Origin of the sequence: Mesobacillus zeae (assembly GCF_003570705.1) — a bacterium.
Taxonomy (GTDB): Bacteria; Bacillota; Bacilli; order Bacillales; family Cytobacillaceae; genus Mesobacillus_C; species Mesobacillus_C zeae.
In genome coordinates, this window is the sequence record NZ_QWVT01000015.1 from 106623 (window position 1) to 127981 (window position 21359).

Consider the following 21359-nt stretch of genomic DNA (forward strand, 5'->3'; position numbering starts at 1 on the left):
GCTTTGTTGTTTTTTGGCTTATTCAATTTATTTATGCATGCATCTGCTGGACTTCCAGATATTCATCATAGCTCATTTGTTTATCAATAAGCCCGGTTGAAGTCAATTCGATAATTCTGTTTGCGATTGTCTGGATGAATTGATGGTCATGGGAGGAGAAGATCATCGCTCCCTTAAACGCAATCAATCCGTTGTTCAATGCAGTGATAGATTCCAAATCCAAATGGTTTGTTGGTTCATCAAGGAGAAGAACATTGGAGCCGGAAAGCATCATTTTTGAAAGCATGCACCGTACCTTCTCTCCTCCGGAAAGAACACTGGCCTTTTTCGTTACTTCATCACCGGAGAAAAGCATCCTTCCTAGGAAACCGCGAAGGAAACTTTCGCTGTCATCCTTTGGTGAAAACTGGCGGAGCCAATCAACGAGCGTCTCTTCGGATCCTTCAAAATATTGGGAGTTATCCTTAGGAAAGTAGGCCTGGGAAGTTGTTATGCCCCATTTGAACGAACCGCTGTCAGGTTCCATTTCTCCCGCAAGAATTTTAAACAAAGTTGTCTTGGCAAGTTCGTTTTTCCCAACTAGGGCAATCTTGTCATCTTTGTTCATGATAAAACTGATATTATCCAGGACTTTTACGCCATCAATTGTTTTTGATAAGCCCTCAACACGCAAGAGGTCATTGCCTATTTCACGTTCCATGGAGAAATTGACATAAGGATAGCGACGGGATGACGGTCTAATATCATCAAGAGATATTTTTTCGAGCAGTTTTTTTCGGGATGTAGCCTGTTTCGACTTGGATGCATTTGCGCTAAAGCGAGCGACGAATGCCTGAAGCTCTTTAATTTTCTCTTCTTTCTTCCGGTTTGCATCTTGTGCCAATTTTGTGGCAAGCTGACTTGACTCATACCAGAAGTCATAGTTTCCAACGTAAAGCTGAATTTTTCCAAAATCCAGGTCCGCAATATGTGTACAAACTTTATTCAGGAAGTGTCGGTCATGGGAAACGACAATTACTGTGTTTTCAAAATTAATCAGGAATTCCTCGAGCCACTGAATGGCTTTAAGGTCCAGGTGGTTGGTAGGCTCGTCAAGAAGGAGAACATCAGGTTTGCCAAACAGCGCTTGGGCAAGTAAGACCTTCACTTTTTCTCCGCCGCTGATATCAGCCATTTTCTTGTCATGCAAATCTTCACCTATGCCCAGACCTTTCAATAGGATCGCAGCTTCAGATTCAGCTTCCCAGCCATTCAATTCAGCGAATTCGCCTTCCAGTTCGGCTGCTCTCATTCCATCCTCATCGGTAAAATCCGCTTTCATGTAGATAGCGTCTTTTTCCTGCATGATCTTGAATAGTCTTGCATGGCCCATAATAACAACTTTAAGCACTTCAACCTCTTCATATTCAAAGTGGTTCTGTTTAAGGACTGTAAGGCGCTCACCTGGAGAAAGGGCGACGTTTCCGCTTTGCGGTTCAATTTCTCCAGAAAGTATTTTGAGAAAAGTTGACTTTCCTGCACCATTGGCTCCAATTAAGCCATAACAATTGCCCGGTGTGAATTTAATATTTACATCTTCAAACAGCTTTCGGTCGCCATACCTTAAGCCGACATTATTTACTGTGATCATGAATAGCCTCCATAAAGAAATATGCATAAAATTATATCATGTTTGTGAAAACATCGCGACCTTTTCAGAAAAATGCCGTTTTGTCCTAAATTACGTTTCTGTTTGAGGGAAGGACGGAAAAGGGCAATCGAAAAGAATGGTTGTTTAGAAATGTAAAAAAATAGGAACAGGAACGCGAAGCAGGAGGCATTTTGTTTAAATATCGCGAATTTAAAAGGATAGCAATGAATTTTCTTCGAAATTGTCAATTTTTTTGCTTGTATTCACACATTTTTCATTTTTATGTTGTAAAATGGTAGACAAACAGGTAGTAAAAGGAGTTTTTAAGATGGCTAAAAAGCAGCTGGTTGAGTTTGTAAACCGACTAAAAGAATCAGGGATTAAAGTCAGCTTCACCAAGCCAAAATCCGAGTTTTTCTCCCTGAAACAAAGTGAAAAACATCCTACCACAGTGAATTCACATTCATTATAAAGCGGTAAGAGAATGAACTCTTACCGCTTCTTTTCGTTTTCTATAATTCGTCCATGACTTCTTCGAACACTTCATTTTTATCAAACTCTTCACCCATTGGGAACTTTTTCATGAATTGATTATTTTCATCGATTAGGTAAGTGAAGGAACTGTGTACATAGAAGCCGTTTCCAGGATCACGATATTGGAATTTAAAGGTATCGGCCACTTCCTTGATTTTTTTCTGGTCTTCTTTTATCTGCTGTGGTCTTCCTGTGAGGAACTGCCAATTCCCATCATTTTTTACTTCAAAATCATGCATGTATTTTTTAAGCACGTCAGGCTGATCTCTGTAAGGGTCAATTGTAATAGTGATAAATTGAATGTCTTTTCCGAAAACCCCTTCTTTCTCCAAATCCTTCCGAAGCAAGTTCATTTTCTGGGTGGTAGTTGGGCAAATGTCCGGACAATGCGTATATATAAATTCCACAAGTTTCAGTTTCTTCTTGGCATCCCCAAACTTAAAATATTCACCATCTTGGTTCACAAGCTCGATTTTGTCAGGTATTTTTGCTTGGGCATCCCTGGCCAAAAAGAATGAAATCCCTGCTGAGATTCCAATGAAAACAATAATGGCACTGATTATGTACACTTTTTTCATTTTTCGTTGCTCCTTTTTATTCATTTTTAAGATTAAATCCTTTTTTTACTAAATGACAGCCGAAAAACGAGACATTTGACTGCAACATAAATGCTCCCAGCACTTCATAGTTTGTAAAAAAGGGTAGGGGAATGGTGCAGCATGGAGCGTGAAGAACAAAACGCCGCAGCAAATGAATTCCTGTCAAAGTTGTCTGAAATAGCTGAAGCTCTTGCTAAACTTGAGGGGTTGCCCGAACTGGTGTCCTCAATGGAAGCAGAAATCAGTAAACTCTCCAGTCAGGAATTGCATATTCACATTGGGCAAATCACAATGAACCAGCCCGTTCTGAAAGAATTGAATTATCATTTGAAATCACTTGATATTAAGGATTTGAATGGGACACTTCATATCGGGAGCACTTTTTCTGAAAAAAAGGAAAAAGGAAAAACTGAGCAAAGCAGTCAGAGCAGGGAACCTGAGATAACAGTGATTGTAAATGGTAAGACACTTCCTTACAAAGAGACAAATGAATGAATTAATCAATATTGCAAAATTCAGTTGGACAGTTTTCACAGTCAATTTCTGTTCGCAGGTACTGAAGATCATGAATGGTGATTTTCTTTCGGGAAATGCTGATGATTCCTTCATTCCGCAACTCTCCCAGCATCCTGCTGACGCTTTCACGTGCTGTTCCGCAAAAGTTTGCTAGGTCCTGGTTGGTAAGTGCAACATCAATCATTATTCCACCGCTGTTTTGTACGCCATAGCTGTTGGAAAGGCGGATCAATGTGGAATAGAGGGCTCCTTTCTTACCGTTCAGAACAAGATCTCTAAATTTAGTGATTGTTTTGCGGATGTGATCATTCATCCATTTCATAAACTCTGCAGCAAGTCTGCCGTTGTTAAACAATACCCGCTCCAGCGCTTCGATGTTAATGGCAGCTACTTTTCCGCTTTCAATCATCCGCACATTAAATAAATAGCGGGGGTCAACTGTGAATAATGTTAGTTCACCGACAATATCGTTTTTCTTGCAAAGGCGAAGGTACAGTTCTTTTCCTTCCGCATTCATTTTGAATACATGGGCTTTGCCGGATAATAGGATATACATTTCCTTTGCAGGCTGCCCCTCATGGAACAAAAAGGTGCCTTTCTCCAAGCTTACAATCTTGTCGGATACTTTAAACAATTCTTCGAGTTCATACATAAGTGATCCAGCATTTTCTTGGTTCTCCAAAATTAAGCCACCTCTATATTCAGGCAATTTCACCTATATCCTCATTAAAAAGAAATGTAAACAACAGGTCAATAGAGAAAATGTGAACAATTAAATATATGAGAAAACCAGAATCATGATAGTGTTGGCAAGCTTAGGCGTAAGGTATCAATTATATAAATCTTGAAAACGCTTAATAAGTTGTCGAATTTCGTTCAATTTAACAGGCTTAACAAGAGGATCGTGTGAGGTTATGATAACAGTATATCATTTCATGTGAAAAACTTCACATTTGCTACGAGAGGAACAACAAGATGGATTCAATAAAAATTGCTGTTGAAACAGCAGAAAAGAAGAGTAATATTTTATATTTATCCAAATCGCAGTACATGGTAAGGGCAATCTTGGCAGGAATTTACGTTGGCTTTGGTACGATGGTTTCTTTCAGGATTGGGGAGGGATTTTATGATGTCCACTCTCCAGCTACCTCGTTGATGAGTTCCATATTTTTTGGTATGGCCCTCATCTTAATCATATATGGTGGGGGAGAATTATTTACCGGAAACACGATGATTTTTACAATCAGTACTTTGAAAAGGATTACTTCAGTAAAGGAATTGCTGATAAACTGGCTTTCCTGCTATTCAGGAAACTTAATTGGCGCCATGTTTTTTGCTTCTCTGATTGCACTATCGGGATTATTTGGTGATCCGGAGAAATCCCAGTATTTAATGGATACAGCTTCACTTAAGATGCATGCCCCTGCTATTCAGCTCTTTTTCCGGGCCATTCTCTGCAACTGGCTTGTGTGCCTTGCAGTGTGGATTCCTTATCATGTCAAAGGCGATGGAGCAAAAATAGCGGTCACAATGCTATTGGTTTTTGCTTTTGTTGCTTCAGGTTTTGAACATAGTGTAGCTAATATGGTCCTATTCTCAATTGGGCTTCTTACAGCACACCCTGATTCCATCACATTATATGGTGCTGTCCACAATCTCATTCCTGTTACGGCAGGCAATATAATTGGAGGAGGATTCTTCGTTGGGACAGTCTATGTATATCTTGCGTCCCTTGGCCAGCCAGTAAAACAGTTCAAGAAGTCAAACATGGTTATGGGTGCGCCAAGAACGGAGAAAATACAGTCAAGACGCAGCGGAATTTAAAGTCTTTAGTTCAGAAAAATGGAAATATTCCTCTTGCCGGTACTTTTACCCGGAAATATTTCTTCTTCCTGCCAAATTGGTGGTAAAATATAAATCTATTATGTTACCACCTCAGGAGGACACCGGATGAAACAGCAGGATAAGAGAACACTCTATTTATTACAGGGATTTTACCTTTTTGCCTTTTTCGGGTTTGGGAGTCTTGCTCCCTTGCTCAGTGTATATTTAAGTGAAGTTGAAAAGCTGAATGGCTATCAAATTGGAACACTGCTTTCAATTGGGCCTGTTATCACGATCTTTTTCCAGCCTCTTTGGGGCATGGTTGCTGATCTTAAAAATGCTCATAATCGTGTGCTTACGATTACAACTGCTTTGGCGGGTATATTCGGTCTAGGATATCTTATATTTGGGCAATATTACTGGCTTCTCTTTGTCGCAGTCATGACTGGTGTTTTTCAAAGTGCCATCATCCCATTGTCAGACAGCATTTCGCTCAAATTTTCCGGAAAAGCAAGAATCAATTACGGAAACATTCGGCTTTTTGGTTCGTTAGGGTTTGGGTTGGCAGTGTTTGTCATGGGCAGGCTTTCTGAGTGGAATCCTCAGGCCATTTTCTATGCTTTTTTTATAACACTTATCCTTGCAGCTATCATCTCCTTGAGATTCCCGAGGGAAAACAGCAGTGGAAGCACGAAGATGCTGGGAGGAATGAAAGAGCTTCTGGGGATCAAGCAATTTGTTGTGTTTATGTTTGTTACTTTTTTGGTGTTCGGCCCCAATTTAGCGAACAACTTTTACTTCGGGCTCTTTCTTGAAGATAGGGGAGGAACCTATACTGGGATTGGAATTGCCTTCTTAATTGCTGTTCTGTCAGAGATTCCTTTTATGCGGGCAGCGGGCTTCTTGATTAATCGAATTGGTCTTCTGCAAGTTGCTGCGATAGGCGGCCTGGTGTCGTTACTTCGGTGGAGCTTTTATTTCACACAGCCAGATCTCTCCATTATTTATATTTCTTCTGTCGTTCAAGGATTTTCCCTCGGTTTATTTATTCCTGCAGGGCTCCAGTATGTGAAACAGGTAACTCCAGTGGCGGTTACCGCAACAGCAGTAACAATCTACTCTGCAATCGGAAATGGCCTTGGTAACTGGTTTTTCACATTTGTTGGCGGAATGATTTTCGAGGTCTACAGCATATATTCAATCTACTTGTTTTTCGCAGTCATGACAAGTGCAGGTGTTCTATTGACTTTATGGTTAATAAAGAAAGAAAAAGAAGATGTAAAAGCAGGAAAAGAAGTCCTTGCACAACACATTGCTTCAAAATAGAAAAAACAGCCTGCGAAGTTCCAGGCTGTTTTTTCTATTGTTATTTACCTACATACTATTCAAAACAAAAAACTATCCTATTGTAATTCACTAAATGGGATCCTGCCAGACGAAACAATTTTGCTTGGAGAAAGAGTTCCCCTTTTCAAATAGACAAATCCTCTTTCCAATGCGTAGCCATAAACAAGTTTTGAAGAAGCTGTCAAGACTTTCATTTCTGATCAGTCCTCCCATCAATATAGCTTGTTTAATTTTCCCGAAGACGTCGATTTTAAACCAGCTTTTATTAGGATACTTATTAGATTTGCCTTAGACCGAATAGGGAATAGCAGGAGCAGTACTATGACAGGAGAAAAATAAAATGCATAGCGAATTGAAGGTTCAGCATCATAGGCCTTTTCCTTTACCTAATATGCAGTGGCTAATGACGCAGATATGGGAAGATGTTATTTTTCTTGCCATTTAAGAAAGGTGACTTATCGCCATACAAAGGTGATAAATTTATTTTGGAGGGTGCCCGCCGTTTCACAGGTGACTCGGAAATGCGCTTTCAGGCAAAGTATGTACCGGGAACAAATGTTTTTACCGCTGAGCAAGATTCGCTTGAAGGCTGGCTGACGGAACACTACTGTCGACAAAGCGGGGGAATAAGCTGTTCCGGGGGGACATACATCATAAAATCTGGAGACTGCAGAGGGCCAATGCGGAAATCTATTAGAAGCAGCTTGTGCCTTTATTCCCGAAAACTATCTTGAAGAAAGTCCGATTCTACACTACTGTGCCCAGAAAAAAAGCATTTATCTGGCCGCTTACTCCTGAAAATTAATATTTTCCCAAAGGGAGGACAGCCCATCAGTTTTCCGGACTGCCTCCCAAAGTTTCGTCGTAAGCAGATTGGGCTGCTTGTTCACTGGCGAAAAATGCGTCGTCTTCTTCAATGACATGGAAAGTTTCATTTATAAATAATGCAAGGGCATCTGGATTTTTAGGATGTGTTACTACCTCTGCCGCTTTAACGGTTGCAACTGTCGGAACATGGGGGTTGTGATAAATCACGAACACTTCATCACCGCAGTCTAAATCGTCCGGTTTGATTGTATCCATAGAAGATAAACTCCTTTAATGTTCAAAGATTTTCATTCTGCTGGCGGATTTCATCGCCCGTAAGGATAAGGTTTGCCATTTCAAGATCTTTGTGTTTTGCAACAGAATCCCCTGGTGTGTTTTTTTTGTTGGGCATGGTGTCACCAGTATGGATGGTTATTTCGGTATTTTCTGGTGCGTTAGTAAGCCGGTCATTTTTTTTCACAGTTATCAACTCCTTATAGAGAGTGTTTGTTGTTTGACGTTAACTTATCCAAGCAAAAATATTTAAATCTTGTGAAAACGTCACCATTTAGACACAACAGGGCCATTGTAAGCACTTACATCGTGCTATAATAAGGGTGTAAAGGATAAACAAAGAAATAACCGACATTTTAGGAGGCTCAACCATACGTGCTCGTTCCGTAAAGTGAACGAGAAAACGTTAATTCCTTTACTCTCCATGGTGGGGCAATCAAGCAATTATTCTGTAGGAGGGGTGGTTTTGAAAGAGTCTTGATAACAGTACGAGAACTTACTGCTATTAAGAAAATTCCATCTACACTGTATTTTAGCTATTCTTTCCATCTTTTAAGCAGCAGGGTTTGAATGAAAGCGGACAAATTCACCAGAAAAAAACGGATCTCCTGCCTATGAGGAAGATACGCAGGAAAGAAACTTTTTTCCTAAAAAACATGGATACTCCTTGGATGAGCAACGGGAACTTGCCAAGCGTAGTTCTTGATTGTGGTGATGCAGGGAAGTCCAGGTTAAGAGTTTGTCAGTTGAAACAGCATCTGTTCATGATTCTCGTCCAGATGAAAAAACCAATTGCTTGCGGATTAGTTGGGACATAGCTGGTCAGAATGTTAGAGGAAATTCAAAACTATTTAATATTGAAATCGGTATTGCAATATGTGTCTTAACTAGGCAGTATCGAAGTTCGATTACCAGATTACAGATGAAAGCATGTTTGCTTGCATTGATGAAGAGTGAGGTTAATGAGTCTCGCGGTGATTAAACCGCAAAGTAGATTTGAATAGGAGATTTTTATTCAAAGTTAATAAGCGAATAAAAAGACTTTCCCTGCGGAACAGCACACATCGGCTGAATCCGCCAATAGCTTAATTTTTCCTAATGAATTAAGCATGATGGCGCAAGTAACCAAAAGCTGGTGCCATGGTTGGGTCTCCTAAGATGTTGGTGTGATGACTCCCATATTTGGGAGTTTTTTTTATATCTAGTGTAAAATGTATCGATTTATACAAAAATTGACAAATATATCAATTGTCAAGGCTAAAAAGTGACAATAATATTACAAAGTAGATATTTTTTTCTTTCATTCTCACTGTGCTTCAATTACAATCATATTGACGATTAAATTAGGGGAATAAGGATGGGAGATGAAAATATAAAATGTCTTTTAACCCTGTTTTACTCCTCGTTGCAGTTTTACTGACAATGATGTCTTCATATACAGCGCTCGACTTGTTTTCATTGATTAAGTCATCAGACCGGAATAAACGGCTCCTTTTCCTTGGTGGGACTTTTTCCTTAGGCATCGGAATATGGGTGATGAATTTCTTTGGGATGCTAGCGGTAACCCTGGGGGAATCCGTTTCTTACCAAATCCCGGTAACAATACTATCGATCATTCTAGGGATTACATTTACAGGTATGGCTTTCTACACGCTGACAGGAAAAATACTGGGGTCAATGAACCTTACTATAGGAAGTTTGTTCATGACGCTTGCAGTCCTTTCCGTTCATATTATTGGCATGTTCTCCATGGACCTCTCTTTCAGATACCGGCCTTCAATAATGGCCATTGCCCTTATCATTGTTTATGTCTCTTTCTTTTTCGCTTTCTGGCTGCTCTTTTTCTCAAAACTTTACTCACGGGAAAACCATACATGGCTTAAACCACTAAGCGCACTGGCTGTAACAGGAGCGATTGTCCAGGGGCACGTGCTGCTAACAAAGGCAGTCTCGTTAACCGCGGCAACGCATTCCGCTGAGCAGATTAGCTTCCCAGAATCATTTGTCATTTATATGATTCTTGCTGTTTCTATCATTATTCTCGCCGGACTGATTGGATCGAGTGCGTTGATTAGCAAAAGGCTGGCTGTAAGTGACAGCAATCTGAAGGATATCACTGATGCACTGAATGTCTCTTCAATTGTTGCAATTACCGATCCTAGAGGGAAAATCACTTATGTAAATGACAAGTTTATTGATATTTCCAAGTACTCAGAAGAAGAATTGATTGGCCATAATCATTCCATTCTGAATTCGGGCAGCCATTCCAAGGAATTTTTCAGGAACATGTGGCGTACAATTGGATCTGGAGAAGTTTGGAAAAGTGAGATTCAGAACAAAGCGAAAGACGGCAGCCTTTACTGGGTTGACACTACGATCGTGCCATTTCTTAACAGCAAAGGAAAACCATATCAATATGTTTCGATCAGGTCGGATATCACTAACAGAAAACTGGCCGAAGCAAATCTTAAGGAATCATTGAAGGAAGTTTCCGACTATAAATTTGCCCTTGATGAATCTTCCATTGTAGCCATAACGGATGAAAAAGGAATTATAAAGAGCGTCAATAATAAATTCTGTGAAATATCCAAGTATTCCAGAGATGAACTCATTGGACAAACTCACGGATTGCTGAACTCCCGTTTTCATTCGAAAGAATTCTTCGAACATTTTTGGAAAACAATTCGTTCAGGGAGTGTATGGAAAGGTGAAATCAGAAACAAGGCGAAAGATGGAAGCTACTATTGGGTAGACACAACGATCGTACCATTCTTGAATGAAGAGGGAAAACCTTATCAGTATCTGGCAATCCGGAATGATATTACGGAGCGGAAGAAGTCGGAAGAGCTGCTTCACCGCCAGGATAAATTGGCTGCAGTAGGACAGCTTGCAGCAGGTGTTGCCCATGAAATTCGTAACCCGCTTACTTCCATGAAAGGGTATGCGGAATTCCTTCAGCTCGATGAGGAGGATCCGCAGCGCCGCGAGTTTATCGACATTATTCTTGATGAAATTGACCGGGTTAATAATATCGTCGAAGAGTTTATGCTCCTCGCAAAGCCGAAAGCAGTCGAATTAGAGGAGAAAAATATTATCCCGATCATTCGTAATGTCGTTTCTTTATTAGAGTTCGAAGCGAGGAAGAGGAATGTTAAACTCCAAATTGACACCAATCAGGATATAGTCCAAATTGAATGCGATGAGAACAGGCTAAAGCAAGTATTTTTAAATTTCATAAAAAACGGGATAGAAGCAATGCCGAACGGCGGTGATCTCTATGTTCGGGCAAAGGTAGTTGAAAACAACATTGTTATTTCCATACAGGATACCGGTGTTGGCATTCCTCCGGATACTTTAAAGAAAATCGGGGAACCATTTTATACAACGAAAAAGAATGGCAACGGTCTCGGCCTGATGGTTAGTTTCAAAATTATCGAAAGCCATAACGGAAAAGTCTATATAGAGAGCGAGCAGGACAAAGGGACAACCTTTAAAATTTACCTTCCCGCTAAGATTGCTTAATTCCAGATAGATACTAAATTCCCATTTATATGGATTATAGAAATCAAATGTGTCATTTTCATTTCAGAGCAACCGATATAACAACTTAGTAAAAAAACCAGGTGTCCCTAACGGATACCTGGTTTTTTTTCAGTTTTGTCAGGCCTAAGTTTTCTGATAATTTGACATGCTGATGTTATCATTCTGTTATTCTCGTAATCGAACAGTTATCTCCTTGTTCTTTTTATAGGCGATTTCTATGTTACGATAGTTCACGTGAGACAAAAAGCCGATGGGAGGCAAACAAATGAAAAAGACAGTATTATCATTGGTTGCTGCAGCGGCAATTTCCGGAGCTGCCGGTGCCTATGTGCAGGCAGAAGAAATCGTCGTACATAAAGGTGACACACTGTGGAACCTTTCGCAGAAGTACGGCGTAGAAGTAGACTCACTAAAAAAATCGAACAATTTATCAAGTGATGTGATTCGTCCAAATGACCGCTTGGAAATATCACCTGTTAAAACTGTCATCGTAAACAAAGGTGACACTCTCTGGAATATTGCCAAAATCTATGGGGTTCAGGTAGAAGACGTTATGAAATGGAACAAATTATCGTCTGATCTGATTCATCCAGGAGAAAAACTGGTTATTTACACTGACACACCACCAGCAACTGAAACTACAGCCGATGCACCGGCGCCACAAAATAATGCAGCACCAGCACCAGCACCAGCACCTGAGCATGCAGCTGCAGCACCAGTTCAGGCAGAACCGGCACAGCAGCCTGTGAAGGAAGAAGTAAAAGCTGCAAATACAAACGTCATCACAGTTTCTTCTACAGCCTATACAGCCAACTGTGAAGGATGTTCCGGTACAACAGCGACAGGATTAGATCTTAAAGCAAATCCTGGGTCAAAAGTCATCGCGGTCGATCCTTCAGTAATTCCCCTAGGATCGAAGGTTTATGTTGAGGGCTATGGCTACGCAACCGCATCCGATACGGGCGGCGCTATAAAAGGTAATAAAATAGATGTGTTCTTCCCAAGTAATGATGATGCAATTGCATGGGGAAGAAAGCAAGTTAAAGTAACTGTAATTGAATAAATTTTATAAAAGCTGTCGTCCGTTTTGGATGGCAGCTTTTTATGTTGCCCGTTTTCGCAATATGAATACAAGCGGCCGGAATAGCTCATGAAAGCTGTAAGTTTGTTTCATACTAAAGGAAACAGCTTAAATGCGAAAGGAGCACTGTCATGCTTACAAACAGCCAAAAGTCCGAACTGAATAAACAGCTTATAAAAGCAAAAAGTGAATTGGAAGAACACTTTAAAATGAATGATCATTTTGACCTAGAAAGAGGGCATTATCACGAATCCATGGGGGAGCTTTCAAGCTACGATAACCACCCAGGGGACGAAGGTACAGACTTATATGAAAGGGAAAAAGACATTGCCTTAAATGACCACGGGGAATACCAGCTTGGAAAAATAAACAAGGCCATTGAGATGATGGATAATGGCAATTACGGCAAATGTGAAACTTGTGGCAGGGAGATTCCCTTTGAACGGCTTAAAGCAGTCCCGGAAACAACTTTTTGCATTGATCATACTCCTGATTCAACTATATCAACGAACCGTCCAATAGAAGAAGGGGTGCTCATCCCGCCTTTCGGCAAATTTGATATGGACGAAAAACATGAGAATGTTGCTTACGATGCTGAGGATTCATGGCAGGAGGTTGCAAGCTGGGGCACTTCAGAAAGCCCCTCTGATTTCATGAACCCGCCTGACCACTATAATGACATGTATCTTGAAAGTGAAGAAAATATTGGCTATGTTGAGGAATATGAAAATTTTGCAGCTACAGATATGAATGGGAATCCTGTAACAATCTATCCGAACAAACAGCATGAACGATATGAAGAAAGTCTTGATGAAGAAGGAATCATGACTCCTTTTGGAGATCTGCCGGCATATGAGCATGAACCATATACAGAGAAAAGTGAAGAAGAGTGATAATTATTATTTTTAGCTGAAAATTTATTTAGAAAATCATATTGAAATCTGCTTTTGTCATCAAAAGTTTCCCTTGCAGGATTAGTAAGCAGGCAAGAAGGGAAAAGGTTAGCATTACGGCATGACATAGCGAGGTGTAAATATGAAAAAACGGTGGTTTCTCTACATCAAAAGAATTGTGAAAGAATTGAAGAGCGATCGGGCAACGGGACTTGCAGCCCAACAGGCATACTATTATATGCTTGCACTGTTCCCAATGCTGATTCTTCTTGTGTCAATTGTCCCATATTTAAATATTGAACCAGCAAAAGCAATCCGGTTTGTAAACAATGTCTTGCCTCCGGAAACCGCAGGCTTCCTGAAAGATAACATTATCAAGATTATCAGCGAGCGAAACGGAGGCCTCCTGACTTTCGGCATTATAGGGACGTTATGGTCTGCTTCTAACGGTATCAATGCTTTTATAAAGGCGATGAATACCGCCTATGATGTCGAGGAGACAAGGTCTTTCATAAAGTCGAGACTGGTTTCGATTGGGTTGACGCTTGGCATGATCACTGCCTTTATTGTTGCACTAATCCTGCCTGTATTTGGGAATGTCTTTCTTAATTTAGTGAGGGAAATAGTTCCAATACCCGCAGAGTCTGCCATTCTGTTCAAAATTATGCGCTGGCTCGTAGCATTGGTTGTGATTGCGGCTGTGCTTTCTGTACTGTATTATTTTGCACCGAATAAAAAGTACCCCTTTTCGCATGCCATACCGGGTGCCATATTTGGCACTGTAATCTGGCAGATGATCTCTCTCGGCTTTTCTTTCTATGTCAGCAATTTTACCAATTATTCGGCAACGTACGGCAGCCTGGGGGCTGTAATTGTACTCATGCTTTGGCTGTTCCTGACAGGTCTGGCCTTACTGCTTGGCGGGGAGATCAATGCTGTTTACCATTCGGAAAAAAATGGAGGAGAACAGAGGTTTGACCGGAAACGCCTTCTTTCTTCGCAAGGGTAAAAAAGCTGCCGATTAACGGCAGCCTGTGGAAGGATGAACATGTTTGTTCATCCTTTTTTGTTTGAAGCATTATTATTCTTTTTTTGAAGTCCGAAGAACCACCAGTTCCAGTCTCCGAGAAGCTTCATCAACGATGGCACAAGCACCATCCTTACAACGGTAGCATCAAGAAAAATGGCAAGCGCAATTCCAACCCCCATTTGTTTAACAGGCATGACATCAGTGAATGCGAATGCACCGGTGATGACAATCATAATGGCGGCAGCAGAGGTGATAATCTTACTCGTTGATATTAAACCCGTCAGTGTCGCATGGTCATTGTTCTGTGTTTCTCCATAAATCTCATGAATTCTTGAAATAAGAAATACTTCATAGTCCATTGACAGCCCAAATACAAGGCTAAAGACAAAAACCGGGAGGATCAGCGCAATGCTGGCAGGCTCTGATATTAAATGCCCTTCCTGGAAAATCCAGGCAACGATTCCAAAAGTTGCACTAAGACTGAGAACATTCATGATGATTGCCTTGATTGGTATTAATACTGAACGGAAAGCAAGCATTAGGATGAGGAATGTAGAAACCAGGATGAGCAGGAGCCCTTGAGGGGCTTTTTTATATATTTCATCAAATATTTCCTGTTCAAACTTTGCAGTTCCGCCAAAATGGATTTTAGGATTCCTCTCTTTAGCCGCCATCTCCCTAACCCATTCCTGTTTTTCCTTGGGAGAAAGGTGATCCTTTAAATAAATGTTAACAAGCATTTTATTGTCTGCTGCAAACTTTGGTGCAATGTCGGCTAGCGGGCTTTCCGGAGCGGCCAGGCTTGCGACCAGTTTGTCTGGATCATTTGTCTTGGACAGAGTAAAGAGCGATTCTGTGGAATCCACCTTGCTGTCATTGGTTATTTTTTCAAGAACAGCTGCCGATTGTTTCAGGCTTTCTTTTTCGAGTGCCTGTTTATCCGTCTCAATAATGGCAACAACTTTATTCTCGTCAGCTTTTTCTTTCTTAACAAATGTTTTCTCGTAAAGGTCGTATGCCTCCCGGGCTTCATAGGCAGGAGGTAAGGCATCAATCCCTGGAACTGTTAGGACCATGCTTCGGACTGGAAGTAATGCGAATACGAGAAGAGCGAGTGCAAGGATGGCCATAATGGCAGGCCTGCGCATGACAAAATGAGCAAAACGACTCCATAATCCTGATTTTTCCGTATTTACTTTTATAATTGTGAAGGAATGTATCCTTTTGCCAAGCAATGACAAAATGGCAGGAAGGAATGTAAGTGCAGACAATGCTGCAAGCAGGACGACGGTTACGCCTCCAAGGGCAACGTTTTGGAATATATCAATTTGAATGAACATTAACCCAAAGAGCCCGATAAAGACACACATCGCAGAAAAGACAATGGATCTCCCCGCAGTTGCCAATGTTGATGCTATTGCTTCTTCAACGGGCTTCAATCGGATTTCTTCTTTAAAACGATTAATCAGCAAGAGAGCAAAATCAATGCTCAACGATAGCCCAATCATAGGAACTATGTTGAGTATAAATATGGTGAGATCAAATGAGTAACTGTAAAAGTAAACAATCCCCATGGCCGCCAGAATGGATACAAGACCAATTAAAAGAGGAATAGAAGCAGCAACAAGACTGCCAAAAGCAAGGATAAGTACAATTAAGGCAATGGGAAGACCAATCATTTCCGCCTTGGCCAAATCCTTTTGGCTGGCTTCGTTTAAATCTTTTACCATCACTGGTTCACCGGTGATGGACACGGATACGCCATTTTTGTCTTTTAAAACGGATCGCAGCTGTCCGACAGCATCTCCCATATTCTCTGCTTTTTCATCAAAACTGAGAACAGCATAAGCGATGTTGTCTTTTAACATTGAATGCTGCTCAAGCGGAGAGGTGACCCCTTTTACATTGTCCAGCTTTCCGGCGCGATCCAGATTGCGATCAATAGTGCTTGTCCAATCAGAATCAGATACATCTTCGCCGCGTTCGAACAAAACAATGATGTTTGATTTAGGCAGTTTGAAGTCTTCCTCAAGAATGGACCGCGTCTTTTTGTATTCTCCATTGAACTCAAACCCATTTCCGCTCAGAACATCGGGAAGCTTTAAAGCGAAGAAGGATAAACCTATTATGGCAATAACCCAAAGAGCAATCATCTTTAGCTTATTTCTGTATATGAATTGCCCGAAACGATACACGGAATCCCCTCCTTTATATACTTTCATTTCATCTAATGCATTGGCAGAAAGAATGATACCCGGCTTTGCTCAGCGCCGGGCAGTGACATTAATTTCTATTATAATACACATTCGAAGAAAAGGCAGAGGGTAATGGGGATTCAGTTTCTGACATGTTTATAACAAAAGTTCGAAAACCTCGTTCAGCTGTTTTGCTCTTATTTCATCCTGTTCATTTTTGGCGTACTGGATTTCCCATTCAAGGACTTTGTTTAGATATCGTTCTTCTTTAAATGTAAGATCTTGTACAAAATCACCTTCAGATCCATACTTTTCGCTTTCGATTTTTCTGTAAATTCTATCGGCTATCGGGTCCTTTTCCGTATAATTCGCCATGGTTTCCCTAAGATAGGCAAGCGTTTTATCCATTTACTGAACATGCCTCCTTTCAACCCGGGTAGATTTCCTGCCCGGTAAGTATATTGAGTCTTTCCTTGTTAATGTGGGTTTATTTACGGAAAATATGTGTGTTTGCAAATGGTGGTTTTCCCTACTTTGAAGAAAGGATTTGAAAGTTCCTTGAATTGGCTGGGACAATTAAAAATTTACTGATAAATGGGACTATAATGTAAATGAGTAACCCATCAATAAAAACTGACAGGGGGCAGCGCTATGAGTGCAACAGTCTTCAAAGGTTCGGTAAGAAGTATGGAGGGATTAAGAGTCGAAGGGAAATCAAGGGGCTTGAGGGTAATGTTCGACGAACCTGAAGAGCTTGGAGGTACCAATGAAGGCATGAATCCGATTGAAATGCTTCTGAACGCACTCGGAGCCTGCCAGATTATCACAGCGAAAATGTATGCACCAAAGTTTGGTGTTGAACTCCGCAGTATGTGGGTTGATGTTGAAGGCGATCTAAATATCGATGGATTTAAAGGTGTTCCGGATGTGAAGCCAGGCTTGCAGGAAATTAGGTGCAATATGCATTTCGTAACAGACTCTGCTGAAGAACAGGTAATAAAGCTTGCTGAAGCGGTTGAAAACACCTGCCCGGTTGGGGATACACTCGCATCTTCTATGAATGTTCTGGTGAAGAGGCATATCAGAAGAAGCGCGGATTTAGGGGAACCTTATCACTTTTAACTTGGTTTAATCAAGTTGATCCCACGTGCTGACTGCTCAGTATCCAGGCACTCTGGCAATTAGGGCGCATATAATGATCGTGCAGGCAGAAGGAGGTATCATATGCACCCATACTACTATGTACAGAATGATTCGGGATACAGACAGAATGAACAGCTTGTGAGGAATATCAGGAAAGCAATAAACGGCGAATACAGCGCTATTCAATGCTATGAAAGACTGGCGCTTATGGCACCGAATGCAAAAGAAAAAAAGCAGATTCAGGAAATCCGCCAGGACGAAAGTAAACACTTCCATCAATTTATGAGGATTTATACAAGTCTTACGGGTAAGCAGCATAGTCCCAAAATTGTTGAGGGTTGTCCGAATCAATATCGGACTGGTTTGGAGTTCGCCTTTCAAGATGAGCAAGAGACCGTTGACTTTTACTTGGGTATTTCTGAAGGGTCCAACGATCCGATCATAAAGGAAACTTTCCGGCGGGCAGCTGCTGATGAACAAAACCATGCAGTCTGGTTTCTATATTTCCTGACAAACCAGCCTTCACGATACAGAGTCTTTTGAAAAGGCCACTGGCCTTTTTTTATTATGGCAGAAGGTGATTTTTACCTTGTCGATTCAAAAGTTCTAAATACATCAGAATCCTGTCGTTTATGATAGAATATTAGGGAGACATCAGATAGGTAGCAGTAGATATTAATATTATAGCGGGTGCTAGCAATTAGGGAGGAACTTTTTCTTGGAAGAGAATGCAAAAGTACAGTTAAATGTGCGAATATCCACGAAGACATATGATCAGTTGGACGAAATTGTAAGATATTATCAGGAAAACACGAAGGTTGGAAGAGTCTATAAAGGCGATGTACTGACAGATATTATCGAAAAGTCTTATGATATTATGGAAAAGCAAAAAAAGAGATCTGTTGGCAATAATTATTGAAAATTTCTATTTTAACACATATTCAACTTCGTTTATAGAAACATGTTTTAAAATCAAAGGAAATCCATTGAAATTTTGTCTATTTTATGAACTTTTCAATTGATTTCCAGGCGGCGTTCTTGTATGATGAGCTTAATAAATGTTATGACAAGGACGTGTTGTTATTGGTTCGTATGTCTGCCGCAAGCATTGCGGGGTTTATCCTTGTATTCGTCGAATCGTATATTGTCATGCAGCTAAAGGGATATAAAACAATTGATTTTGGAGGAATAAGCCCATTCGTAAGTATTTGGTCAATGAACTTTTTCCTTGTCTTTTCAATTTTAACCCAAGTGAAACACTGGTATTTGGCTCGGGAAGAAGAGCGCGAAACTGAATATGCTAAAAACGATCGTTAATGGAATGGATGCCAAATGGCATCCATTTTTTTATTTTCTGTCTGTTTCTTCTTCCTGTTCTTTTTCGGAGTCTTCTGCAGCAGCTAGGAGACTTTTAAAGAATAATTCTTCGTTGCATACCATGCTGTGTTCCGCAGTTTCGGTTGCCCCGCCACTGATTGTGAAAGATTCTTTCGTAGTTCCGCGCTTTAAAGATGACATATCGGCACTCTCCTTTTAAAGTAAAGTATTTGCTAATAGCTTATCCTCTTTTAATTGGGCAAAACCACATTCGGAAAAACAATTATGAAAAGGTTTTACATATAGTGATAAGGGTACTGAGAATATCAAAAGACATTTAGTATGATTGGAAGAAAGGGTGTCGCCAATGGCCAGCAAGGTCAACGTAAAAACCAATGGAGTAGAGATGGAGGCGGTAGAGGGACAAACCGCTCTTCAGCTGCTGTCAAATAGTTCAATAGAAATTTCCGAACGTTTGCTACCATCCGAGCCTTGGGCCCATTGAGACTTGTGATACATGTATTGTTGAAATGAATGGAGAACTAGTAAGGTCTTGTTCAACGGTGATTCATCATGGCGACAGAATTGATACTGTCTCACTGGATGTGAAAAAGGCACAGACGATGGCGTTGGATAAAATACTATATAATCACGAGCTATACTGCACGCTACTGGCGGAGTGCATAATGCTTCGCTTTGTGACCTAAATGGCACAGTCCTTTCCGGGGTCGATATTGGAAGGCATAATGCGCTCGATAAAATATATGGTTATTGTTTAAAGAAGGATATTTCCCTGAGAGACAAGGTTATTGTGTTCAACGGCCGCCTCTCCTCGGAAATACTGTTTGAAAGTTGCTAAAATTGGATGCGTAGTGGTTCTGTCGAAGTCTACGCCGACCGAGCTGGCTTTAAAGCTGGCAGATGACTTGGGCATTACAGCAATAGGCTTTATCAGAGGGAATTCCATGAATGTGTATACACACAACGGGTGGATTAAACAATAAGGAATTAAATCATGTTAGGATGAAAGAAAAAGTGGCAGCCATAGGCAGGTGAAGAAAATGAATGAAATACCGGACCATTTGAAAAAAGGGCTGGATATTCTTTTTGTCGGGTTTAACCCGGGGATGGTGTCTGGAGAAACCGGGCACCATTACGCCAATAAAAACAACAGATTTTGGAGAATCCTCCATGCGTCCGGCCTTACACCGAGAAAGTATGAGTCATCCGAAGATTATAAACTGCCTGATCTTGGCTATGGCCTGACTAATATTGTAGCAAGGGCAACAAAGGCAGCAGATGAAATAACAAAAGAGGAGTATAGAGAAGGCAGGGAAGTGCTGAGAGGAAAAATCCAGTTCTACCAGCCGGGAACCGTTTGTTTTGTTGGAAAAGGAGTTTATCAGGAGTACACAGGAAAAAAGAAAGTAGACTGGGGATTCCAGAGTAATAGCACAGTACCTGGAGTGAAAGATTTCGTTGCTCCGTCTTCAAGCGGCCTTGTCAGGATGAACATGAAGGAGATTGTGGATATTTATCGGATGCTTGCTGAGAAGCACCGTATGGAAAAGAGGTAAAAAAAAACCTGCAAAAGCAGGGCCTCTTCCGTCCGTACAGTGGTTAAGTGTCCCGCAACAAGCGAATGTTCGGAAGAGGCATTCCTATTTTACCACAAAATGACGATAATAAGCTTGGAAAATGCCGCTAGCTTTTCATTTTTCTATAAAAAATGTTATGATAGCTTTGATTTGAATCAAAGGAGATGATACATATGGCGAAAAAAGGATACTTCCTAATGGCCAATGGCGAAAAAATCGAGTTTGAACTTTATCCTAACGAAGCACCAGGAACAGTTGCGAATTTTGAAAAGCTAGCTAATGAAGGATTCTATAACGGCCTTACGTTCCACCGTGTTATTCCTGGGTTTGTATCTCAGGGAGGATGCCCTAACGGAACAGGCACAGGCGGCCCTGGGTACACCATTAAATGCGAAACTGTAGGAAATCCGCATAAGCATGAAGCTGGATCTCTTTCAATGGCACACGCAGGGAAAGACACAGGCGGAAGCCAGTTCTTTATCGTTCATGAGCCACAGCCCCATTTAAATGGTGTCCATACTGTTTTTGGAAAAGTGACTTCCGGACTTGAAACAGCGAAAGCCATGAAAAATGGCGATGTAATGGAAAAAGTGGTCGTGGAAGACTAATGGAAGAGGGCCTTCGGGCTCTTTTTTTTATTAGAGAGATTCTTTGAGAGCCTATGACGGATAAGGGTCTGATCTCTTTGTGAAAAAAATATGAACTAATTGTGAACGGATTGTGACATTTTAATATTTTTTCTGGTAAAATAGTGATAAATCAATGAAAACTGGAGGGAAAGGTTTTGGGTAAACTCCTCACCTATTTTTATTTAACCATTGCCGGTTATTGTGTTGTAAGCGTATTCTTGACCATTGCTTCACATCAATACCAGCATACGATATTATCACTATTCCTTTTAATGTTCAATGTTGCTCTTTTCATGATTTTCAGGAAAGAAGGCAGAGTTCCGCAGCTTAGGCTGATCAAAGGCTATAAAAGATAAAAAGCAGGCATCCAATTTGGATA

The 21359-nt window shown here is 40.8% G+C and carries 24 protein-coding genes and 2 pseudogenes; 17 read left to right on the forward strand and 9 right to left on the reverse strand.

Annotation, left to right across the window (positions count from 1 at the left end; translation table 11 throughout):
* Nucleotides 1-31: 31 nt before the first annotated feature.
* On the reverse strand, nt 32-1630 hold the full coding sequence (locus D1970_RS08555) for an ABC-F family ATP-binding cassette domain-containing protein (RefSeq protein WP_119112452.1): 1599 nt from the start codon (nt 1628-1630) through the stop codon (nt 32-34).
* Nucleotides 1631-1958: 328 nt separating this feature from the next.
* On the opposite strand from D1970_RS08555, the gene D1970_RS22260 reads away from it, so the two are divergent.
* Nucleotides 1959-2102, forward strand: coding sequence for a hypothetical protein (locus D1970_RS22260; protein WP_181213231.1), 144 nt, complete (start codon nt 1959-1961; stop codon nt 2100-2102).
* 40 nt (nt 2103-2142) lie between these two features.
* Here the strand turns inward: D1970_RS22260 and D1970_RS08560 are convergent, their stop codons facing one another.
* Nucleotides 2143-2742, reverse strand: a complete 600-nt coding sequence (locus D1970_RS08560; RefSeq protein ID WP_119112453.1) for an SCO family protein — start codon at nt 2740-2742, stop codon at nt 2143-2145.
* Nucleotides 2743-2883: 141 nt separating this feature from the next.
* On the opposite strand from D1970_RS08560, the gene D1970_RS08565 reads away from it, so the two are divergent.
* Entirely contained in the window at nt 2884-3258 is a 375-nt protein-coding gene (locus tag D1970_RS08565; RefSeq protein WP_119112454.1) for a hypothetical protein, read from the forward strand.
* 1 nt (nt 3259) lies between these two features.
* Here D1970_RS08565 and D1970_RS08570 read toward each other — a convergent pair whose 3' ends face one another.
* Complete coding sequence (locus D1970_RS08570; RefSeq protein WP_119112744.1) at nt 3260-3931, reverse strand: Crp/Fnr family transcriptional regulator; 672 nt, start codon at nt 3929-3931, stop codon at nt 3260-3262.
* A gap of 323 nt (nt 3932-4254) precedes the next feature.
* Between D1970_RS08570 and D1970_RS08575 the strand changes: the two genes are divergently transcribed.
* Both D1970_RS08575 and D1970_RS08580 read left to right on the forward strand, forming a co-directional pair.
* Nucleotides 4255-5103 carry a formate/nitrite transporter family protein gene (locus D1970_RS08575; protein ID WP_119112455.1) on the forward strand — a complete coding sequence of 283 codons (849 nt, stop codon included), beginning with the start codon at nt 4255-4257 and terminating at the stop codon, nt 5101-5103.
* A gap of 126 nt (nt 5104-5229) precedes the next feature.
* Nucleotides 5230-6429 carry an MFS transporter gene (locus D1970_RS08580; RefSeq protein ID WP_119112456.1) on the forward strand — a complete coding sequence of 400 codons (1200 nt, stop codon included), beginning with the start codon at nt 5230-5232 and terminating at the stop codon, nt 6427-6429.
* 77 nt (nt 6430-6506) lie between these two features.
* Here D1970_RS08580 and D1970_RS22265 read toward each other — a convergent pair whose 3' ends face one another.
* The 3 genes from D1970_RS22265 to D1970_RS08595 all read right to left on the reverse strand — a co-directional run bounded on the left by D1970_RS22265 (nt 6507) and on the right by D1970_RS08595 (nt 7738).
* Entirely contained in the window at nt 6507-6644 is a 138-nt protein-coding gene (locus tag D1970_RS22265; RefSeq protein WP_181213232.1) for a hypothetical protein, read from the reverse strand.
* A 637-nt stretch (nt 6645-7281) separates the two neighbouring features.
* Complete coding sequence (locus D1970_RS08590; RefSeq protein WP_119112458.1) at nt 7282-7533, reverse strand: transcriptional regulator SplA domain-containing protein; 252 nt, start codon at nt 7531-7533, stop codon at nt 7282-7284.
* Nucleotides 7534-7555: 22 nt separating this feature from the next.
* Nucleotides 7556-7738 carry a hypothetical protein gene (locus tag D1970_RS08595; RefSeq protein WP_310648615.1) on the reverse strand — a complete coding sequence of 61 codons (183 nt, stop codon included), beginning with the start codon at nt 7736-7738 and terminating at the stop codon, nt 7556-7558.
* Between the two features lie 1190 nt (nt 7739-8928).
* Between D1970_RS08595 and D1970_RS08605 the strand changes: the two genes are divergently transcribed.
* From D1970_RS08605 to D1970_RS08620, 4 genes are all read left to right on the forward strand, one after another.
* Nucleotides 8929-11073 (forward strand): PAS domain-containing protein, encoded by a 2145-nt coding sequence (locus D1970_RS08605; protein ID WP_119112460.1) that lies wholly within the window; start codon nt 8929-8931, stop codon nt 11071-11073.
* 286 nt (nt 11074-11359) lie between these two features.
* Nucleotides 11360-12157, forward strand: coding sequence for a 3D domain-containing protein (locus D1970_RS08610; protein WP_119112461.1), 798 nt, complete (start codon nt 11360-11362; stop codon nt 12155-12157).
* Nucleotides 12158-12306: 149 nt separating this feature from the next.
* A complete protein-coding gene (locus D1970_RS08615; protein ID WP_119112462.1) occupies nt 12307-13068 on the forward strand; it encodes a TraR/DksA C4-type zinc finger protein in 762 nt (253 codons plus the stop codon).
* A gap of 142 nt (nt 13069-13210) precedes the next feature.
* Complete coding sequence (locus D1970_RS08620; RefSeq protein ID WP_119112463.1) at nt 13211-14077, forward strand: YihY/virulence factor BrkB family protein; 867 nt, start codon at nt 13211-13213, stop codon at nt 14075-14077.
* Nucleotides 14078-14124: 47 nt separating this feature from the next.
* On the opposite strand, the gene D1970_RS08625 is transcribed toward D1970_RS08620, so the two are convergent.
* Nucleotides 14125-16293, reverse strand: a complete 2169-nt coding sequence (locus D1970_RS08625) for an MMPL family transporter (RefSeq protein WP_259339597.1) — start codon at nt 16291-16293, stop codon at nt 14125-14127.
* A 156-nt stretch (nt 16294-16449) separates the two neighbouring features.
* Nucleotides 16450-16701 carry a sigma-G-dependent sporulation-specific acid-soluble spore protein CsgA gene (locus D1970_RS08630; RefSeq protein ID WP_119112465.1) on the reverse strand — a complete coding sequence of 84 codons (252 nt, stop codon included), beginning with the start codon at nt 16699-16701 and terminating at the stop codon, nt 16450-16452.
* A gap of 243 nt (nt 16702-16944) precedes the next feature.
* Here D1970_RS08630 and D1970_RS08635 point away from each other — a divergent pair, with 243 nt between their 5' ends.
* From D1970_RS08635 to D1970_RS08650, 4 genes are all read left to right on the forward strand, one after another.
* A complete protein-coding gene (locus tag D1970_RS08635) occupies nt 16945-17415 on the forward strand; it encodes an OsmC family protein (RefSeq protein ID WP_119112466.1) in 471 nt (156 codons plus the stop codon).
* A gap of 102 nt (nt 17416-17517) precedes the next feature.
* A complete protein-coding gene (locus D1970_RS08640; RefSeq protein ID WP_119112467.1) occupies nt 17518-17979 on the forward strand; it encodes a ferritin-like domain-containing protein in 462 nt (153 codons plus the stop codon).
* A 175-nt stretch (nt 17980-18154) separates the two neighbouring features.
* Complete coding sequence (locus D1970_RS08645) at nt 18155-18355, forward strand: hypothetical protein (protein ID WP_119112468.1); 201 nt, start codon at nt 18155-18157, stop codon at nt 18353-18355.
* A 119-nt stretch (nt 18356-18474) separates the two neighbouring features.
* Nucleotides 18475-18753, forward strand: coding sequence for a hypothetical protein (locus D1970_RS08650; RefSeq protein WP_246370039.1), 279 nt, complete (start codon nt 18475-18477; stop codon nt 18751-18753).
* A gap of 30 nt (nt 18754-18783) precedes the next feature.
* Here the strand turns inward: D1970_RS08650 and D1970_RS22270 are convergent, their stop codons facing one another.
* Nucleotides 18784-18954, reverse strand: a complete 171-nt coding sequence (locus tag D1970_RS22270; protein WP_181213234.1) for a hypothetical protein — start codon at nt 18952-18954, stop codon at nt 18784-18786.
* A 166-nt stretch (nt 18955-19120) separates the two neighbouring features.
* On the opposite strand from D1970_RS22270, the pseudogene D1970_RS08655 reads away from it, so the two are divergent.
* The 5 genes and pseudogenes from D1970_RS08655 to D1970_RS08675 all read left to right on the forward strand — a co-directional run.
* Nucleotides 19121-19424: pseudogene (locus D1970_RS08655) on the forward strand (2Fe-2S iron-sulfur cluster-binding protein); the annotation flags it as partial.
* Nucleotides 19424-19757 (forward strand): annotated as a pseudogene (locus D1970_RS08660) (formate dehydrogenase accessory sulfurtransferase FdhD); the annotation flags it as partial. The pseudogenes D1970_RS08655 and D1970_RS08660, both read left to right, overlap by 1 nt.
* 57 nt (nt 19758-19814) lie before the next feature.
* Nucleotides 19815-20330 (forward strand): mismatch-specific DNA-glycosylase, encoded by a 516-nt coding sequence (locus tag D1970_RS08665; protein WP_119112469.1) that lies wholly within the window; start codon nt 19815-19817, stop codon nt 20328-20330.
* Between the two features lie 194 nt (nt 20331-20524).
* Nucleotides 20525-20959, forward strand: coding sequence for a peptidylprolyl isomerase (locus tag D1970_RS08670; protein ID WP_119112470.1), 435 nt, complete (start codon nt 20525-20527; stop codon nt 20957-20959).
* A 176-nt stretch (nt 20960-21135) separates the two neighbouring features.
* Nucleotides 21136-21336 (forward strand): hypothetical protein, encoded by a 201-nt coding sequence (locus D1970_RS08675; RefSeq protein ID WP_119112471.1) that lies wholly within the window; start codon nt 21136-21138, stop codon nt 21334-21336.
* Nucleotides 21337-21359 lie beyond the last annotated feature (23 nt).